The organism is [Empedobacter] haloabium (genome assembly GCA_008011715.2).
Lineage (GTDB): Bacteria > Pseudomonadota > Gammaproteobacteria > Burkholderiales > Burkholderiaceae_D > Rugamonas > Rugamonas haloabia.
Genome location: CP136508.1, coordinates 859398 through 874935 on the forward strand (window position 1 = coordinate 859398; position 15538 = coordinate 874935).

Sequence of the window (15538 nt, forward strand, 5' to 3'; positions counted from 1 at the left end):
TGGCTGGGCGAAAGGAAGTAGGGTTTCATTCTAATGCGTATTGCGTTTCGCTTTAAGCTGGTTCCCTTCGTCGCCACCGTCGTGCTGGTGGGGCTGGGCGTCGCGCTGGGCCAGTGGCAGACGCGCCGGGCCGACCAGAAGCTGGCGCTGCAGGCCAAGCTGGCCAGCGCCAATGCGCAAGCGCCGCTGCGGCTCGATGGCGCGCCAATCGCGCTGGCGCAGGCCGAATGGCGCCGGGTGGCGGTGCGCGGCACCTTCGTCGCCAACTGGCCGGTGTACCTGGACAACCGCCCCCATGGCGGCCAGGCCGGCTTCTATGTGCTGATGCCGCTGCGGATCGAAGGCACCGACCGGCATGTACTGGTACTGCGCGGCTGGCTGCCCGTCGACGCGGCGCGGCGCCAGCACATCATGCCGTATGCGACACCGGCGGGCGCCGTGGCGATCGAGGGCATCGCCCGGCGCGACGCCGGCCACGTGCTGCAGCTCGGCGCGGCCGCGCCGCTCGTGCGCGGCGCGATCGTGCAGAATGCCGACGTGCCCCAGGTGGCGGCTGCCAGCGGCCTGCGGCTGCTGCCCTTCGTCATCCAGCAGACGTCCGGCGGCACGGATCGCCTGGTGCGCGACTGGCCCGCGCCCGAGCTGGGCGTCGACAAGCATCGCGGCTATGCGTTCCAGTGGTATGCGCTGGCGCTGACCGCGCTCCTGTTCTTTGTTATTACCGGAATCCTCAGTGGACGAAAACAAAACCGTTGATCGCCAGCGCGCCCGCGGCCGCTGGAAGCTGTTCGCCGTACTGCTGGTGTGCGCGTCGCCGCTGCTGGCCTCCTACTTCACCTACTACGTCGTCAAGCCGACGGGTCGCACCAACTACGGTACCCTGATCGATCCGCGCGCCCATCCGATCCCGCCGATGGCGAGCCGCACGCTGGCGCAGCAGCCCACCACGCTGGACGCCTACAAGGGCAAGTGGATCATGTTGAAGGTGGGGGGCTCGGACTGCGACCAGGCCTGCCAGGACCAGTTGTTCACGATGCGCCAGCTGCGCACGATGCAGGGCAAGGAGATGAACCGTATCGAACGCGTGTGGCTCATCACGGACGAGGCGCCGCTGGAGACGATGCTGCTGCGCGTGAACGACGGCACCCGCATGCTGCGCGCGCCCAAGGACGTGGTGACGCAATGGCTGCCGGTGGAGCCGGGCGGCGACGCGGCCGACCATATTTGGCTGATTGACCCGCTGGGCAACCTGATGATGCGCTTCCCGAAGAACCCCGACCCGACCAAGATGAAAAAAGACATCGCCAAGCTGCTGAAAGCATCGGCGATCGGCTGAGGACAGGACCCCATGCACCACACCACCCTGGCCCAGATGGCCATCACGGCCTTGATCGTCGCGCTGCTGCCGCTGTCGATGGCCTGGATCTCGAAGGACATCAGCCGTTACCGCAAGCTGGTCTGGATCGGCGTGTTCCTGACGTTCGACCTGATCGTGTTCGGCGCGTTTACCCGGCTGACCGACTCCGGCCTGGGCTGCCCCGACTGGCCGGGCTGCTACGGCCTGGCCAACCCGTTCCTGGCGCACGAGGAGATCCGCGCCGCCGAGGCCCTGCAGCCCACGGGTCCCGTGACCATGGCCAAGGCCTGGATCGAGATGATCCACCGCTACCTGGCGATGGCGATCGGTATCCTGATCGTCGCCATGATGGCGGTGGCCTGGTATCGCTGGAAGAAAACGCGCCAGGCCGCCTACCGGCCGGGCTATCCGACCTTCCTGTTCTTCTTCGTCTGCCTGCAAGGCGCGTTCGGCGCCTGGACCGTCACCTTGAAGCTGCAGCCCGTCATCGTCACGATGCACCTGCTGCTGGGCATGGGCCTGCTGGCGCTGCTGACGTGGTTCGGCGGTCGCCAGGACCAGCTGCTGCGGCCCGCCAGCGCCATCGTCCCGCGCGCGCGGCTGGTCACGGTGCGGCGGCTGGCGCTGCTGTCCGGCCTCGTGCTGCTGGTGCAGCTGTTCCTGGGCGGCTGGGTCAGTACCAACTACGCCACCCTGGCCTGCACCGAGTTCCCCCTGTGCGGCGGCAAGGTGGTGCCGGAGATGGATTTCGAGCACGGTTTCCACCTGTGGCGCGAGCTGGGCAAGACCGCGGCTGGCCACTATCTGCCGTTTTCCGCGCTGACGGCGATCCACTGGGTGCATCGCAATTTCGCGCTGGTCGTCGTGCTGGTGCTGGGCTGGGCGGCCGCGCGGGCCTGGTCCATCGCGCCACTGCGGCCGGTCGCGCGCGCCATCGCGGTCGTGCTGGCGCTGCAGGCGCTGACGGGCATCGCGACGATCTACCTGAGCTATCCGCTGCTGCTGGCGGTGCTGCATAACGCCGGGGCGGCAGCCCTGGTGCTGCTCCTGACCATGCTAAACTACCGGGCTAAGTTTTTATACGACGCCCCCGCCGCACACTGATGACGACCCGTACCGCAGCCCCGAAGCAGCACCCCCGCATCGCCCAGTACTGGGCGCTGACGAAACCGCGCGTCACGCAGCTGGCGGTGTTCTGTGCCGTGATCGGGATGTTCCTGGCCACCGACGGCCTGCCCGATTGGCGCACCGTCGTCGCGGCCACGATCGGCATCTGGCTGCTGGCCGGCGCCGCGTTCGCGGTCAACTGCCTGGCCGAACGCGAGATCGACGCACGCATGGCGCGCACCGCGCGCCGGCCGATGGCGCTGGGCGACATCACGGTCGGCCAGACCGTCGTGTTCTCGGCCGTCATCGGCGGGGCCGGCATGTGGGTGCTGTACACGCTGGTCAATCCGTTGACGATGTGGCTGACCTTCGTCACCTTCGTCGGCTATGCCGTCATCTACACGATGATCCTGAAACCCGCCACGCCGCAGAACATCGTCATCGGCGGCCTGTCCGGCGCGATGCCGCCGGCGCTCGGCTGGGCCGCCGTCGCCAACGAGGTGCCGATGCAGGCATGGCTGCTGGTCCTGATCATCTTCCTGTGGACGCCGCCGCACTTCTGGGCGCTGGCGATGTACCGCCGCGACGACTACGCCAAGTCCGGCCTGCCCATGCTGCCCGTGACGCACGGCCTGCCGTTCACGCAGTTCCACGTGTTCCTGTATTCGATCGCGCTGGCCGCGACCACTTTGCTGCCGTTCGCCGTGCGCATGAGTGGCGCGATCTACCTGGCCAGCGCCGTCGTGCTGGACGCCATCTTCCTGTGGTACGGCTGGCAGATCTACAAGCACTACACCGACCTGGTCGCCCGCAAGGCCTTCACGTATTCCATCGTCTACCTGTCGCTGCTGTTCGTGGCGCTGCTGGTCGACCATTACATCCCGCTCTGACCATGAAAAAACTGTTTGCCGCGCTGTGCATGCTGTTCCTGCTGGTGGCCTGTTCGGAAAAGCGCCCCGCGTTCACCAATACCGACATCACGGGCCTCGACTACGCCAAGGGCTTTTCGCTGAAGGACCACACCGGCAAGCCGGTCACGCTGGAGACGTACAAGGGCAAGGTCGTGGTGGTGTTCTTCGGTTTCACGCAATGCCCGGACGTGTGCCCGACCACGATGTCGGAGATGGCGGCCGTGATGAAGGCGCTCGGCCCGCAAGCGGACCAGGTGCAGGTGCTGTTCGTCACGCTCGACCCGGAACGCGACACGCCCACGCTGCTGGCGCAATACGCGCCCGCATTCGACAAGCGCTTCGTCGGCCTGTACGGCACGCCGGCCGAGATCGCGACGACGGCCAAGGAATTCAAGGTGTTCTACCAGAAGGTGCCGGGCAAGACGGCCGATACGTACACGATCGACCACACGGCCGGCAGCTACGTGTTCGACAAGCAGGGCAAGGTGCGGCTGTTCCTGCGCCATAACCAGGGGCCGGCGCCGATCGTGCATGATTTGAAGCTGCTGCTGGATTGACCACAGCGCCAGAGGCACCGGGGTCTGTCCCCAACGGGGACTGACCCTAATGCCGCTAAGTTAAGGATGTAAGACTCACTGGGCCGCAGGCGTATCCCTCAACCCCAGGTCCAAAACCGGGGTCAGACCCGCCGGGTCTGACCCCAGCTCTCCGCCTTTGGTGGAAAGACGTCTGTGGCTGGCTGATAAATTTCCTTAACTTGGCGGCATTAGGCACAGACCCCGAAGTTTGCATGCGTTTCGTCAGCTCTGGCGAAACTTCGGGGTCAGTCCCAAAGGGACAGACCCCAACTTCAACCCCAACCTCAAACCCGCCGCGACTGGCCCCACCGGTCCTGCTCCTGACCGCCCGCCACATTGCGGCGCGCTCCGCCGATCGCCGGCACCCGGTTCAACCGCTCCCTGATCCACCCGTGCACGCGCGCCTGCGCCAGCCGCGCCATCGCCGTCGGAAAACGGATGAAGCCGTGCGGCGCTTCCGGCAGCAGATGCAGTTCCACGTCCGCCACCGCGCGCCAGCGGTTCGCCATGCCGGTCGTATCGTCGCGCAGGGGATCGAGCGCGCCGGCCAGCAGCAGCGCCGGCGGCAAGCCTTCCAGTTCGCCGTACAGCGGCGACAACGGCGGCCTGCGCCGGGCCGCGTCGTCCAGGTCCGGCGTCAGCAGGCGCAGGCCGGCCGGGATGCCGGGACCGTCCAGCACCAGCGTGTCGGCATCGGCCTGGTGCACGCTGGGCGTGCCGGCCAGGTCGTACACCCCGTAGTACAGCACGGCGCCGTGCACGCGCCGCAGCAGCGCCGGCTCGTCGCGCAGGCGCAGCAGGGTGGCGGCGGCCAGATGGGCGCCGGCGGACTCGCCCACCACGATGACGGGCAGGTGCTCGCAGCCGGCCAGGCCGCCCTCGAGCAGCCAGCGGGCCGCGGCCAGGCAGTCGTCCAGCTGGCCTTGCAGCGGCGCCTGCGTGGCCAGCCGGTAGTCGACCGACACCACCGCCACGTGGCAAGCGTGCACCATGGCCGCATTCAGGCCGTCGTCCATGCGGGCATTACCGATGACCCAGCCGCCACCGTGGATCTCCAGCACCACGCCGCGCACCGCGCCAGCCGGACGCAGGATGCGCAGCGGCACGCGCACGCCATCCGCCGCCGCGGCGAAGTCCGTTTCGATGCGAATGCCGGCGCGCGCCAGCTTGCGGTTGGCGCCCAGCTGGGATAGCCTCAGCAGCGCCTGCAGTAGCCGCGGCGTCACACGGTTGCGGACGCGGAAGCGGGGCAGGCGGGCCAGCTTGCGGTTGAATTGCCTGGCATCTTCCAGTGTTGCCTCGTCGAGCGGTATGGGCGTCATCGTATGGGTTCCGGATTCTGATCTTGCAAATATGCAAGGGAGACATCATCTCCCGACAGTCAGATGCTACACATGAACGGGATTTTGCATGGAAAAGCGTTTTCAACCGTACAGCCGCCTGGCGGCCATTGTCTTCCTGGTGATCGGCTGCCTGTGGGTGCTGCGACCGTTCCTGGCAGCGATCCTGTTCGCCTGCGCGATCACGATTTCCAGCTGGCCCCTGTATCTGCGCCTGCTGGCACGCCTGCGCGGACGGCGCACCCTGGCCGCCTCCGTCATGACGGTCTCGCTGGTGCTGGTGATCATCCTGCCGCTGGCGCTGGTGACCTGGAACGTGGCGGACAATGCGGGTGACTTCTATCGTGGCCTGCGCGACGCGCTGCAGGCCGGCCACCTGGCGCCGCCGGACTGGCTGCGCCAGATACCGGTGGTCGGCGAAATGGCCGACAGCTACCTGCGCAGCCTGATCGGCAGCCGCGAGCAGCTGATCGCGCTGGCGAAGAAATACATGGAGCCGGCGCGCCACCTGCTGCTGGGAGGAGGCCTCGTGCTGGGCAGCGGCGTGGCGCAGGTCAGCCTGGCCGCCTTCGTCAGCTTTTTCCTGTACCGCGACGGTCCGACCTTGCTGCGCGCGCTGGCGGTGGGGATGGACAAGATCATGGGGGAGCACGCGCCGGGTGTTGCCGATACCGTCAGCCGCACGGTGCGCGGTGTCATGTACGGGCTGCTGGGGACCGCGCTGGCGCAGGCGGCGGTGGCTGCCGCCGGCTTCCTGATCGCCGGCGTGCCCGCTGTCGCGCTGCTGGCCGTGGCCACCTTCCTGTTCTCGCTGATTCCGGTGGGGCCGCCGCTGATCTGGGGCGGTGCCGCGATCTGGCTGTTCAACCAGGGCAGCACCGGCTGGGGCATTTTCATGGTGATCTGGGGCGTGTTGCTGATCAGCGGCGTCGACAACGTGGTCAAGCCGCTGCTGATCAGCCGCGGCTCCAGCCTGCCGTTCCTGCTGGTGCTGCTGGGCGTGCTGGGCGGCGTCATTGCGTTCGGCTTCGTCGGCCTGTTCATCGGCCCGACCCTGCTGGCGGTCGCCCTGGGCCTCTTGCGCAACTGGACCGGGGTGAACCCGGTCGTGGAGTCACCTAGTCGATCAGCGTCTTGACCAGCAGGCGACCGTCCGGCATGCGGCTCTCCTGGCGCACCATCAGCTGGGTGGCGCGGGCGAACCAGAACTTCGACACGGTGCCGGGCTGGTTGTAGTCCGTCGTCACGACCCAGCAGTCGACCGGCCCGGCCGGGCCGGCGATGGCCTCGCTGCCAGCCACGCGGAACGTGTAGCGGGCCGGCGCGGCCGGGCCGCCCGGGTGGTACAGCACCAGCTGCGCCTCGTAGCCTTCGGCCAGCGGCAGCGCCTGCAGCAGCTCCATGTCGGCCTCGAAGTTGAAGGCCGGCTCGGCAGACGGCACGCTCAGCGCCTTCTGGGTATTGCCCGGCAGGTCGGGCAGGCCCGTCACCTTGTCCGGCGCGAAGGCAAAACCTTCCACCGTCTTCTTGCCGTCCTTCTGCGTGATGCGCGTGTGCGACAGCGGACGCAGCGTGCCGGCCTCGAACGACGAATCGAGCCATTTGACCGAAGGGCTCTTGCCGACGGCATCCCAGCGCTGGCGGATCGTCACCCGCTTGCCCTCGAAGCGGATGTCGCGCTGCCAGATGTCGAGCGGCGTGTTGCTGTCGGCCGCCTGCAGGTAGCGCAGGTAGCGATGGCTGCCTTCCTTCAGCAAATGGAAGCGTGGCAGCGGCGAGCCGGCCGCCACGTATTGCGGGGCGGCGTGGGCGGTGGCGGCCAGCAGGGCGGTGGCGGCCAGGGAGGAACGGAGCAGGTGGGACAGGCGCATCATGGTCATGGGTCGAAACGGGTCAGTCATGGTCGGCATTGTCTTCCGGCGCCAGGCGCGGGATCACTTTCACCAGCAGGATGCGCGGGCCGTTCATCTTCTTCACCACCAGGTCGAAGCGATTGAAGCTGACGCGCTGGCCCTGCTTCGGAATGTCGCCCAGCTTCAGCATGATCAGGCCGCCGACCGACTCCACCTCGTCCAGGCCCAGCTCCTCGTTCTCGATGTCGATGCCGAGGGTGCGCTCGAGCGAGAAAATGGGCAGGCTGGCCTTGCCGATCAAGGCGCCGTCCGGCTGCTTCAGCCAGTCGTTTTCGTTCAGGCGGAATTCGTCGTGGATTTCGCCCACCATCGCGCCCAGCAGGTTGTCCAGCGTGAGGAAGCCGACCGGGCGCTTGCCCTTCTCGCCGATCAGCGCAAAGTGCGGCGCACCCTCGCGGAAGCGGCGGAACAGGTCGATCGCCTTGGTGCGCGCGGAGATCGTCTCGACGGGGCGCAGGAACGATGTGAACGACGTGATCGGCTTGCCCGACTGCTGGGCGAAGAACAGGTCCTTCAGGTGCACCACGCCGAGCACCGTGCTGCCGTCCTCGTCGAAGTAGGGGTAGCGCGAGAAGCGGTTGCGCAACACCGTCTGCAGGTTCTCCTCCAGCGGCTTGGTGGCATACAGCGCAATCACCTCGTTGATGGGACGCATCAGGTCGGACACGCGCAGCTCCGAAAAGTCCAGCGAGTGCGCCAGGATGTTGCGCTCGTCCTTGTCGAACTGTTCGCCCGGCTGGCTGGTGCGCAGGATCAGCTTCAGCTCTTCGGTCGAATAGTGCGCCTCGTGGCCGCCGGCGCCCTGCAGGCCGGCGACCTTCAGCACCATGTTGGCGCTGTGGTTGAGCAGCCAGATGGCGGGATACATCAGCCAGTAGAAGGCGTACAGCGGCACGGCGCTCCACAGGCCGACCACCTCGGGAATCCGGATGGCCAGCGACTTCGGCGCCAGTTCGCCGACGACGATGTGCAGGAACGAGATCGTCACGAAGGCGAAGATGAAGGCGATCGTGTGGATGACTTCGGGCGAGTCGATGCCGATCGCGGCCAGCAGGGGTTCCAGCAGGCCGGCGAAGGCGGGTTCGCCGATCCAGCCCAGGCCCAGCGAGGCCAGCGTGATGCCCAGCTGGCAGGCCGACAGGTAGGCGTCCAGCTGGCCGTGCACCTTCTCGAGGATGCGGCCCTTCAGTCCCTGCGTCTTGGCGATGGCGCGCACGCGCGTGCGCCGCAGGGTGACGATGCCGAATTCGGCCGCCACGAAGAAACCGTTGAGTGCTACAAGAAGGAAGGCCAGCAGGACAAGCAAAAGATTGTGCATATAACGCACTGAAGCGGGTAGTTGAAAGCATCATCTTAGCCGACCCGGAGCGGGGGTAGCGCAAATTTCAAGATTTCACGAGAGAAACCACAGCTGGGGACTGTCCCCGAAGTTCGACAGCGGCTACGCGGCCTCGGCAAAGCCTCGAAGGATCGAACAATACTTCAGGGTCAGTCCCTCGGCAGGGACAGACCCTAAGCCGCAAACAACCCCGTCTGCGCCGCCAGGATCGCCTCCACCGCCGGATGGCGAATGCGCCGCTCGCTCGACAGCGCATAGAACTGCTCGCGCAACCCGCTGGCGGCACCGACCGGTACCGCGTTGAACTGGGCACGGATGTCGTGTTCCAGGCCGGCCGGCGCAAAGAACAGGCCCAGGCCGTCGCGCGCGAAGGTGTTCAGCATTGCGTTGTCCTCGAACTCGCCCACGATGTCCGGCCGTACGTCCTGCTGCAGCAGCCACTCGTCGATGCGACCGCGCAGCGCATTGTTCCGGGTCGGCAGCAGCATGGGGGCGCCATTCAGGCCGCGCGGGAAGTTGCGGCCATGCTTGCGCGCCAGCGCGGCCGCACCGAACACCATCATCTCGCTTTCGCCCAGCAGGTGGCTGAACACGCGCAGGCTGGCCGAGGCCCGTACCGTACGGTCGGTCAGCACCACGTCCAGCTTGTGCAGCGCCAGGTCGGCCAGCAGGGTTTCGAACTCGCGCTCGACGCAGACCAGCTTGACGGCCGATTGCATGCCGAAAGCGGCTTGCAGCAGGCGGTAGGCGATCAGCTTGGGCAGCGAGTCGGAGATGCCGACCGTCAGGCGCACGCGCCCGTTGTCCGCCTCGTTCAACGCTTCCTGCATGCGGTCGCCCAGCTCGAAGATCTGCTCCGCATAGGTCAACGCGACGCGGCCCGCGTCGGTCGGCACCAGGCGGCGGCCCTGCTGGGTCAGCAGCGACTTGCCCAGCGACTGCTCGAGGGCGGCGATCTGCGTGCTGACGGTCTGGATAGCCAGGCCGAGCCGCTCGGCGGCGCGCGTGACGCTGCCTTCGGCTGCCACGACACGGAAGAAATACAGGTGGCGGAAGTTGATGCCGGAGGTTTTCATGGTTCTCGAATCTTCTGTTTTTTCGAAGTAAGGCTTCGATTATCTTCTATTTTTCTAAAGGCGGCAGGTCTATACAATGCACTGCATTGATCAACAACAAAGGAAAAACCGATGAAGCACTTCAGGATCTCATTCCTGGTCTCCTTCGTCTGTCTGGCGGTGGCCGCATGGTGGGGCTACGAGAAAGGCGGCTTGACGGGGGCGCTGTCCGCGCTGGGTATCGCGGTCATCCTGAGCGTGATGGAAGTCTCGCTGTCGTTCGACAACGCGGTGGTCAATGCCTCCGTGCTGAAGACGTGGGATGAGTTCTGGCAGAAACTGTTCCTGGGTATCGGCATCATCATCGCGGTGTTCGGCATGCGCCTGCTGTTCCCACTCGTGATCGTGGCGGTCGCGGCCGACATCGGCCTGACCGACGTGTGGACGCTGGCACTGAACAACCCCGACGAGTATTCGCGGCACCTGACCAATCACCATGCCGAAGTGGCGGCATTCGGCGGCATGTTCCTGCTGCTGGTGTTCCTGAACTTCCTGCTCGACCACGAGAAGGAAATGCACTGGCTGGGTAATGTCGAGAAGAAGCTCGGTTCGCTGGGCAAGGTCTCGTCGATCTCCGTGATGGTGGCGCTGGGCGTACTGCTGGGCAGCCTCAGTATCGTCGAGGAAGCGCAGAAGTTCGTCGTGCTGATCTCCGGCCTGTGGGGTGTGCTGATCTACGTCGGTGTCGACGCGATCTCGAACTACCTGGAGAAGGAGGAAGAAGGCGGCTCGAACGTGGGCGAGATGGTCAAGAAGGGCGGTATCGGTGGCTTCCTGTACCTGGAAGTGCTCGATGCTTCGTTCAGCTTCGACGGCGTGATCGGCGCGTTCGCCATCACCAAGGACGTCGTGATCATCATGCTGGGCCTGGCGATCGGTGCGATGTTCGTGCGTTCGATGACGGTCTACCTGGTGCACAAGGGCACGCTCGACCAGTACGTCTACCTGGAGCACGGCGCGCACTATGCGATCGGTATCCTGGCCGTGATCATGTTGGCGAGCATGAAGTATCACATTCCGGAGATCTTCACGGGCCTGATCGGCGTGGCCTTCATCGTCGCCTCGCTGTGGTCCTCGGTACGGTATCGCAAGCAGCAGGCCGCGCTGGCCGCGGCGTAAGGAAAGCGGAGGGGCCGCGTGCCCCTCCCGGTCGAACACAAGAATACGCGGCACGCTCAAGACACCAGCCTGTCGCGTCGGTAAGTGGGTGTCTCTTTTAACGAAAAACTGAAGGAGTATCAATCATGGCAATCAGTCTGCAAAAAGGCGGTAACGTCAACCTGAGCAAGGAAGCACCTGGCCTGTCCCAACTGACGGTCGGCCTGGGCTGGGATGCGCGCAGCAGCGATGGCGCCGCGTTCGACATCGACAGCTCGGCGTTCATGCTGAAAGTCGACGGCAAGGTGCGCAGCGACCTGGACTTCATTTTCTACAACAACCTGAAATCGGCCGACGGCTCGGTACAGCACTCGGGCGACAACCGTACCGGTGCTGGCGACGGCGACGACGAGACCGTGCGCCTGGACCTGTCCAAGGTGCCGGCCGACGTGGACCGCATCGCGTTCTGCGTGACGATCCACGAAGCCGACAGCCGCCGCCAGAACTTCGGCCAGGTGCAGAAGGCGTTCATCCGCTGCGTCAACGCCGCGACGAACCAGGAAATCGCCCGCTACGACCTGTCCGAGGACAGCTCGACGGAAACCTCGATGGTGTTCGGCGAGGTGTACCGCAACGGCGCCGATTGGAAGTTCAAGGCCGTCGGCCAGGGCTACAAAGGCGGCCTGGGCGCGCTGGCCTCGTCGTTCGGCGTGTCGGTGTAAGCCATGCCGACCTTTACCGTCACGGGGGACGTCGATCCCTTCCTGCACGTCTCGATGCGCCACGGCGAGAAGATCTACTGCGAGTCGAACGCGATGGTGATGATGGAGTCCGCGCTGGAACTGAAGGGACGCATGCAGGGCGGCCTGGGCGCGGCACTGATGCGCACCTTCGCCAACGGCGAGTCGTTCTTCCAGCAGCACATCGAGGCAGTGAAGGGCGACGGCGACTGCCTGCTGTCGCCCACGCTGCCCGGCGCGATGCAGGTAGTGGACGTGGGCCAGCGCCAGTACATGATCAGCGACGGCGCGTTCGTCGCGGCCACGTCCGGCGTGGACCTGAAGGTGCGCACCCAGAACGTCGGCAACGCGCTGTTCGGCCAGAGCGGCGGTTTCTTCATCACGGAAACCAGCGGCAGCGGCCAACTGGTGGTATCGGGCTTCGGTTCGATGTCCCAGCTGGAAGTGAAGCCGGGCCAGGACATCGTCATCGACAACGCCCACGTGGTCTGCTGGGACAGCTCGCTGCGCTACGACATCTCGGTGGCCACGAGCCAGAGCGGCGGCTTCCTGGGCAACCTGGTGAACAGCGTGACGAGCGGCGAAGGCATGGTGCTGCGCTTCTCGGGCAGCGGCAAGGTGCTGGTCTGCTCGCGCAATCGCGAAACGTTCGTCGCATGGCTCAACAAGAGCCGGCCGCAGTAACGTCGTAACAAATCAAGGAGTTCCACATGTCTGTGAATTTATCGAAGGGCCAGAAGATCTCTCTGGACAAGGAAGCCGGCAGCACGCTGACCCGCGTGGTGATGGGCCTGGGCTGGGATGCCGTGAAGAGCAAGGGCTTCCTGGGCTTCGGCGCGAAGAGCGCCGACATCGACCTGGATGCCTCGTGCATCGTGTTCGATGACGCCAACAAGCCGCTGGACGTGGTGTGGTTCCGCCAGCTCAAGAGCCGCGACGGCAGCATCTCGCACTCGGGCGACAACCGCACTGGCGCGGGCGACGGCGACGACGAACAGGTCACCGTCAACCTGCAGCAGGTGCCGCCGAACGTGAAGAGCATCGTGTTCACGGTGAACAGCTTCACCGGCCAGAGCTTCGCCCAGGTGGAGAACGCCTACTGCCGCCTGATCAACGCCGACAACGGCAAGGAAGTGGCGCGCTTCAACCTGTCCGTGCAGGGACAGCACAGCGCCCAGCTGATGGCCAAGCTGTACCGCCATAACGGCGAGTGGAAGATGCACGCGATCGGCGAAAACGGCACCGGCCGCACGTTCGACGACCTGCTGCCGCAGATCGCGCAGCACCTGTAAAACACACCGCCGCCGTGTACCGGCGCGGCGGCCATGAGTTGTTGTAGTAAGCGTTGTTGTTGTAAAGCGTTTCACCAGCGCCTGCCCCATGGCGCGCTTCCCTTTGCGGTGGTCCAGGTTTCTGGCCACCGCTTTTTTTTTGGCGGAGACCCATGGTGTCAGGCACCTATCCGAGGGTCTCCGACCCTCGGATAGGTGCCTGACACCGCCGGGTTTAAGTGTAGCTGCCGGGATTGCGGTATGCTGCCGCACCAATGAAACTCCTGCACGCCATAATCCTGCTGGCCGCCTTCCTCTGCATCGTCTGGGGGCCGGCCGTCGTCGTCGCCCGGCGCCTGCGCCGCCGCGGCGACGACAGCGCCATGCGCGCGCTGCGCTTCGTGCTGCCGGCGCAGCTGATCCTCGTGCTGTGCCTTGCCGTCGGCGCCGAGCTGCTCGAAGCATCCAACCCGGCCGCGCTGCTGGTGGCCGTGGTGGCGGCCACCAGCGCCCTGGGCGCGCTGGCGTTGATGCTGGTGGCCGCGCTGGCGCGCATGCGGCGCCGTTAAGCGTTCAGCGCGACGCCGACGCCTGCGCATTGGCGCTGCCACCGGCCTGGGCCTGCACCGCAGGCGCTTGTACCGACTGTGCCGCCGTGGCTGCGTTCGCGCCCAGGGCCTGCGCCGCCTGTGCGCTGCCGCGTGCGGCGCCGGCCGCCGTGGCCGCGCTGGCGACCGCATAGTCGCGCGTTGCCGCCGCTTGAGCCCGGGCACCGTCGCGCATCGGTGCGGCGATGGCGGCACCGCTGGCGACTGCGCCGGCACCGGCGCCGCGCGCCATGCCGGCCAGTGCGCCACCATCGATGGAGGCGCTGGCGGCGCCCTGGCCGCCGCCACTGCCGCCCGCGCCGGCGGTGCGGGCGGCGGGAGAGGCCTGGGCGGCCGAGGTGGGGGCCGCCGGGGAGCTGCTGCCCGCCGTGGCGGCCGGCGCGGAAGCGATGCCCAGATTGCCGGCCAGGTCGCCCTGCTTGCTCAAGCTGCCTGTCAGCGGCCGCTGGCTGGGCGTCGGCGCCACGTTCGAAGCGGATGGGGCGGCGGCAGGTTCCTGCGTCGTGGCGCCGGTCAGCGCGCCGGTCAAGGTGCCGCTGCCGCTGCCGTTTGCCATGGCGCTGCGGCCGATGCCGCCACGTTCGGTGACCATGTCGATGCCACTCCGGCCGGCGAAACTGCCACCGCCGGACAGCATGCCACCCAGCGAGCCGCCCCCCAGCGCACCACCGCGGCCAAGCAACTGGGCGTGGGCGGAAGCGGCGATGCCGAAGGACAGAACCAGGGTGACGTGGAAGGCGATTTTCTTGGCTTGCATGATGGATTCTCCTGTGGATGGCGCGGCGAAGTCCGCTGCCGTTACAGTGAAAACGCCGGGGCCGCGGCGTTTATTCCATCGTCCTGAAAATTTTTTTTCAGCGCAGGCGCGCCGGGTCTACGCGCAGGTCGGTGCCGACGATGCCCAGACCGATGGCGTCGCGTTCCGGGACCGGGCCGGGGATGGCCTGCCGGGCCAGGCGCGCGAGCGCTTCCCTGGCCGTTGCGCCGTCGGGATGGGGCAGATGCGGTGCCAGCAGGGCCGCCACCAGCGGTGCCGCGAAGGAGGTGCCGCGCACCTGGCGGTAGGGCGGCGCGCCGGGCGCCGCGCTGACCATCTGGCTGCCCGGTGCCGCGAACATCACCTGCGGCCCCCGTGCCGCTTCCGGCAGCGGCCGGCCATTGCGGTCGACCGCGCTGACGCCCACTACGCCGGGATAGCTGGCCGGATACAACGGTGGCGCGGCCGGCCCGTCGTTGCCGACGGCAGCCACCAGCAGGTGCCCGCGCTTGACCATGGCGGCGACCACGCGGCGCAGCGCCTCGTTGGGCGGCCCCACCACGCTGAGGTTGACCACGCCGACCCGCTCGCGTGCCAGCCAGGCCAGCGCCGCGGCGATCTGTTCGGCCGAGCCGCCGGTGGGGCTGTCGCAATAGATGTCGGCGGCATACAGCGGCGTGTCCGGTGCGGCACCGCGGAAGCGGTCGGCCTGGCCCACCAGCAGGGCGGCGACGGCGGTGCCGTGGCTGTGCGGCTTCGGCACGCCATTGCAGCCCCAGCGCCGCACCTCGGCATGGGCCAGCGCCGGATGGCCCGTATCGATGCCGCTATCGATCAGCCCGACGGTCGCGCCGCTGCCTCGCGCGGCGGCAGGTACCGTTGCCGCGTCGCCCGAGCCGCTGTACAGGTGATTGAAGTCGTAGCTGCCGTCCGGGTCGGCCGCTCGCAAGGCGGCCAGCAGCCCCGCCGTCGAGCTCCCGGCCGGCACCGCGAACACGACGATGCTTTGTTCCAGTTCGTCCAGCCGCTGCTCGCGCACGACCGTCAGGCCCAGCGCAGCGGCCCGCGCCAGGCTGGCCGGCGCGGGCGACGAGGCCAGGATCTCGTTGCGCACCGCCGGAGCGCCGCGCGGGTCGGCTTCGATCACGTCGGGATGGCGCCGCAGCAGCTGGGTGACCTGTTCCAGGCGCAGCCCGGTCAGGTCGCCTGGGACGCGGCTGTCGAGCAGGCGGCCGGCCGGACGGCGCACCAGTTCCGGATCGAGGCCCTGTGGCAGCGGCAGGTTCAGTGACGGCAGGCGCAGCTGGGCCTGCGCGCCGCTGGCGGCACACAGCAACAGCAGCGCCGTGATGCGCATGGCTGACAGGAGGCGGAGAGAGCTCATGGGCGGATGATAAACTGCTT

17 protein-coding genes are annotated in these 15538 nt (G+C 67.0%); 11 read left to right on the forward strand and 6 right to left on the reverse strand.

Annotated features, from left to right (window positions below; genetic code table 11):
• Positions 1-33: 33 nt before the first annotated feature.
• Genes E7V67_003870 through E7V67_003890 form a run of 5 tightly spaced genes read left to right on the forward strand, consistent with a single transcriptional unit; the run spans position 34 to position 3932 of the window.
• A complete protein-coding gene (locus E7V67_003870; GenBank protein WUR14249.1) occupies positions 34-756 on the forward strand; it encodes an SURF1 family protein in 723 nt (240 codons plus the stop codon).
• On the forward strand, positions 734-1336 hold the full coding sequence (locus tag E7V67_003875) for a cytochrome C oxidase subunit I (GenBank protein ID WUR14250.1): 603 nt from the start codon (positions 734-736) through the stop codon (positions 1334-1336). Before E7V67_003870 ends, E7V67_003875 begins: the two co-directional genes overlap by 23 nt.
• Positions 1337-1348: 12 nt before the next feature.
• Complete coding sequence (locus tag E7V67_003880; GenBank protein ID WUR14251.1) at positions 1349-2461, forward strand: COX15/CtaA family protein; 1113 nt, start codon at positions 1349-1351, stop codon at positions 2459-2461.
• Complete coding sequence (gene cyoE / locus E7V67_003885; protein WUR14252.1) at positions 2461-3354, forward strand: heme o synthase; 894 nt, start codon at positions 2461-2463, stop codon at positions 3352-3354. Before E7V67_003880 ends, cyoE begins: the two co-directional genes overlap by 1 nt.
• A gap of 2 nt (positions 3355-3356) precedes the next feature.
• Positions 3357-3932: an SCO family protein gene (locus E7V67_003890; GenBank protein ID WUR14253.1), complete on the forward strand. Its 576-nt coding sequence runs from the start codon at positions 3357-3359 to the stop codon at positions 3930-3932.
• Between the two features lie 305 nt (positions 3933-4237).
• Here E7V67_003890 and E7V67_003895 read toward each other — a convergent pair whose 3' ends face one another.
• Positions 4238-5275, reverse strand: coding sequence for an alpha/beta hydrolase (locus E7V67_003895; GenBank protein ID WUR14254.1), 1038 nt, complete (start codon positions 5273-5275; stop codon positions 4238-4240).
• Positions 5276-5363: 88 nt separating this feature from the next.
• On the opposite strand from E7V67_003895, the gene E7V67_003900 reads away from it, so the two are divergent.
• Complete coding sequence (locus E7V67_003900; protein ID WUR14255.1) at positions 5364-6431, forward strand: AI-2E family transporter; 1068 nt, start codon at positions 5364-5366, stop codon at positions 6429-6431.
• Here the strand turns inward: E7V67_003900 and E7V67_003905 are convergent.
• The 3 genes from E7V67_003905 to nhaR form a co-directional block, all read right to left on the reverse strand.
• Positions 6412-7167, reverse strand: a complete 756-nt coding sequence (locus E7V67_003905; protein ID WUR14256.1) for a hypothetical protein — start codon at positions 7165-7167, stop codon at positions 6412-6414. The genes E7V67_003900 and E7V67_003905 overlap by 20 nt on opposite strands.
• A gap of 19 nt (positions 7168-7186) precedes the next feature.
• Entirely contained in the window at positions 7187-8524 is a 1338-nt protein-coding gene (locus E7V67_003910; protein WUR14257.1) for a hemolysin family protein, read from the reverse strand.
• A 194-nt stretch (positions 8525-8718) separates the two neighbouring features.
• Complete coding sequence (gene nhaR / locus E7V67_003915) at positions 8719-9621, reverse strand: transcriptional activator NhaR (GenBank protein ID WUR14258.1); 903 nt, start codon at positions 9619-9621, stop codon at positions 8719-8721.
• Between the two features lie 111 nt (positions 9622-9732).
• Between nhaR and E7V67_003920 the strand changes: the two genes are divergently transcribed.
• The 5 genes from E7V67_003920 (at position 9733) to E7V67_003940 (ending at position 13338) form a co-directional block, all read left to right on the forward strand.
• On the forward strand, positions 9733-10779 hold the full coding sequence (locus E7V67_003920; GenBank protein WUR14259.1) for a DUF475 domain-containing protein: 1047 nt from the start codon (positions 9733-9735) through the stop codon (positions 10777-10779).
• A gap of 125 nt (positions 10780-10904) precedes the next feature.
• Positions 10905-11480 carry a TerD family protein gene (locus tag E7V67_003925; GenBank protein ID WUR14260.1) on the forward strand — a complete coding sequence of 192 codons (576 nt, stop codon included), beginning with the start codon at positions 10905-10907 and terminating at the stop codon, positions 11478-11480.
• Positions 11481-11483: 3 nt separating this feature from the next.
• Positions 11484-12182 carry a TIGR00266 family protein gene (locus E7V67_003930; GenBank protein WUR14261.1) on the forward strand — a complete coding sequence of 233 codons (699 nt, stop codon included), beginning with the start codon at positions 11484-11486 and terminating at the stop codon, positions 12180-12182.
• 26 nt (positions 12183-12208) lie between these two features.
• Complete coding sequence (locus E7V67_003935; protein WUR14262.1) at positions 12209-12790, forward strand: TerD family protein; 582 nt, start codon at positions 12209-12211, stop codon at positions 12788-12790.
• 254 nt (positions 12791-13044) lie between these two features.
• Positions 13045-13338, forward strand: coding sequence for a hypothetical protein (locus tag E7V67_003940; GenBank protein ID WUR14263.1), 294 nt, complete (start codon positions 13045-13047; stop codon positions 13336-13338).
• 4 nt (positions 13339-13342) lie between these two features.
• Here E7V67_003940 and E7V67_003945 read toward each other — a convergent pair whose 3' ends face one another.
• Both E7V67_003945 and E7V67_003950 read right to left on the reverse strand, forming a co-directional pair.
• A complete protein-coding gene (locus E7V67_003945) occupies positions 13343-14134 on the reverse strand; it encodes a hypothetical protein (protein ID WUR14264.1) in 792 nt (263 codons plus the stop codon).
• 97 nt (positions 14135-14231) lie between these two features.
• Positions 14232-15518 carry a S8 family serine peptidase gene (locus tag E7V67_003950; protein WUR14265.1) on the reverse strand — a complete coding sequence of 429 codons (1287 nt, stop codon included), beginning with the start codon at positions 15516-15518 and terminating at the stop codon, positions 14232-14234.
• Positions 15519-15538 lie beyond the last annotated feature (20 nt).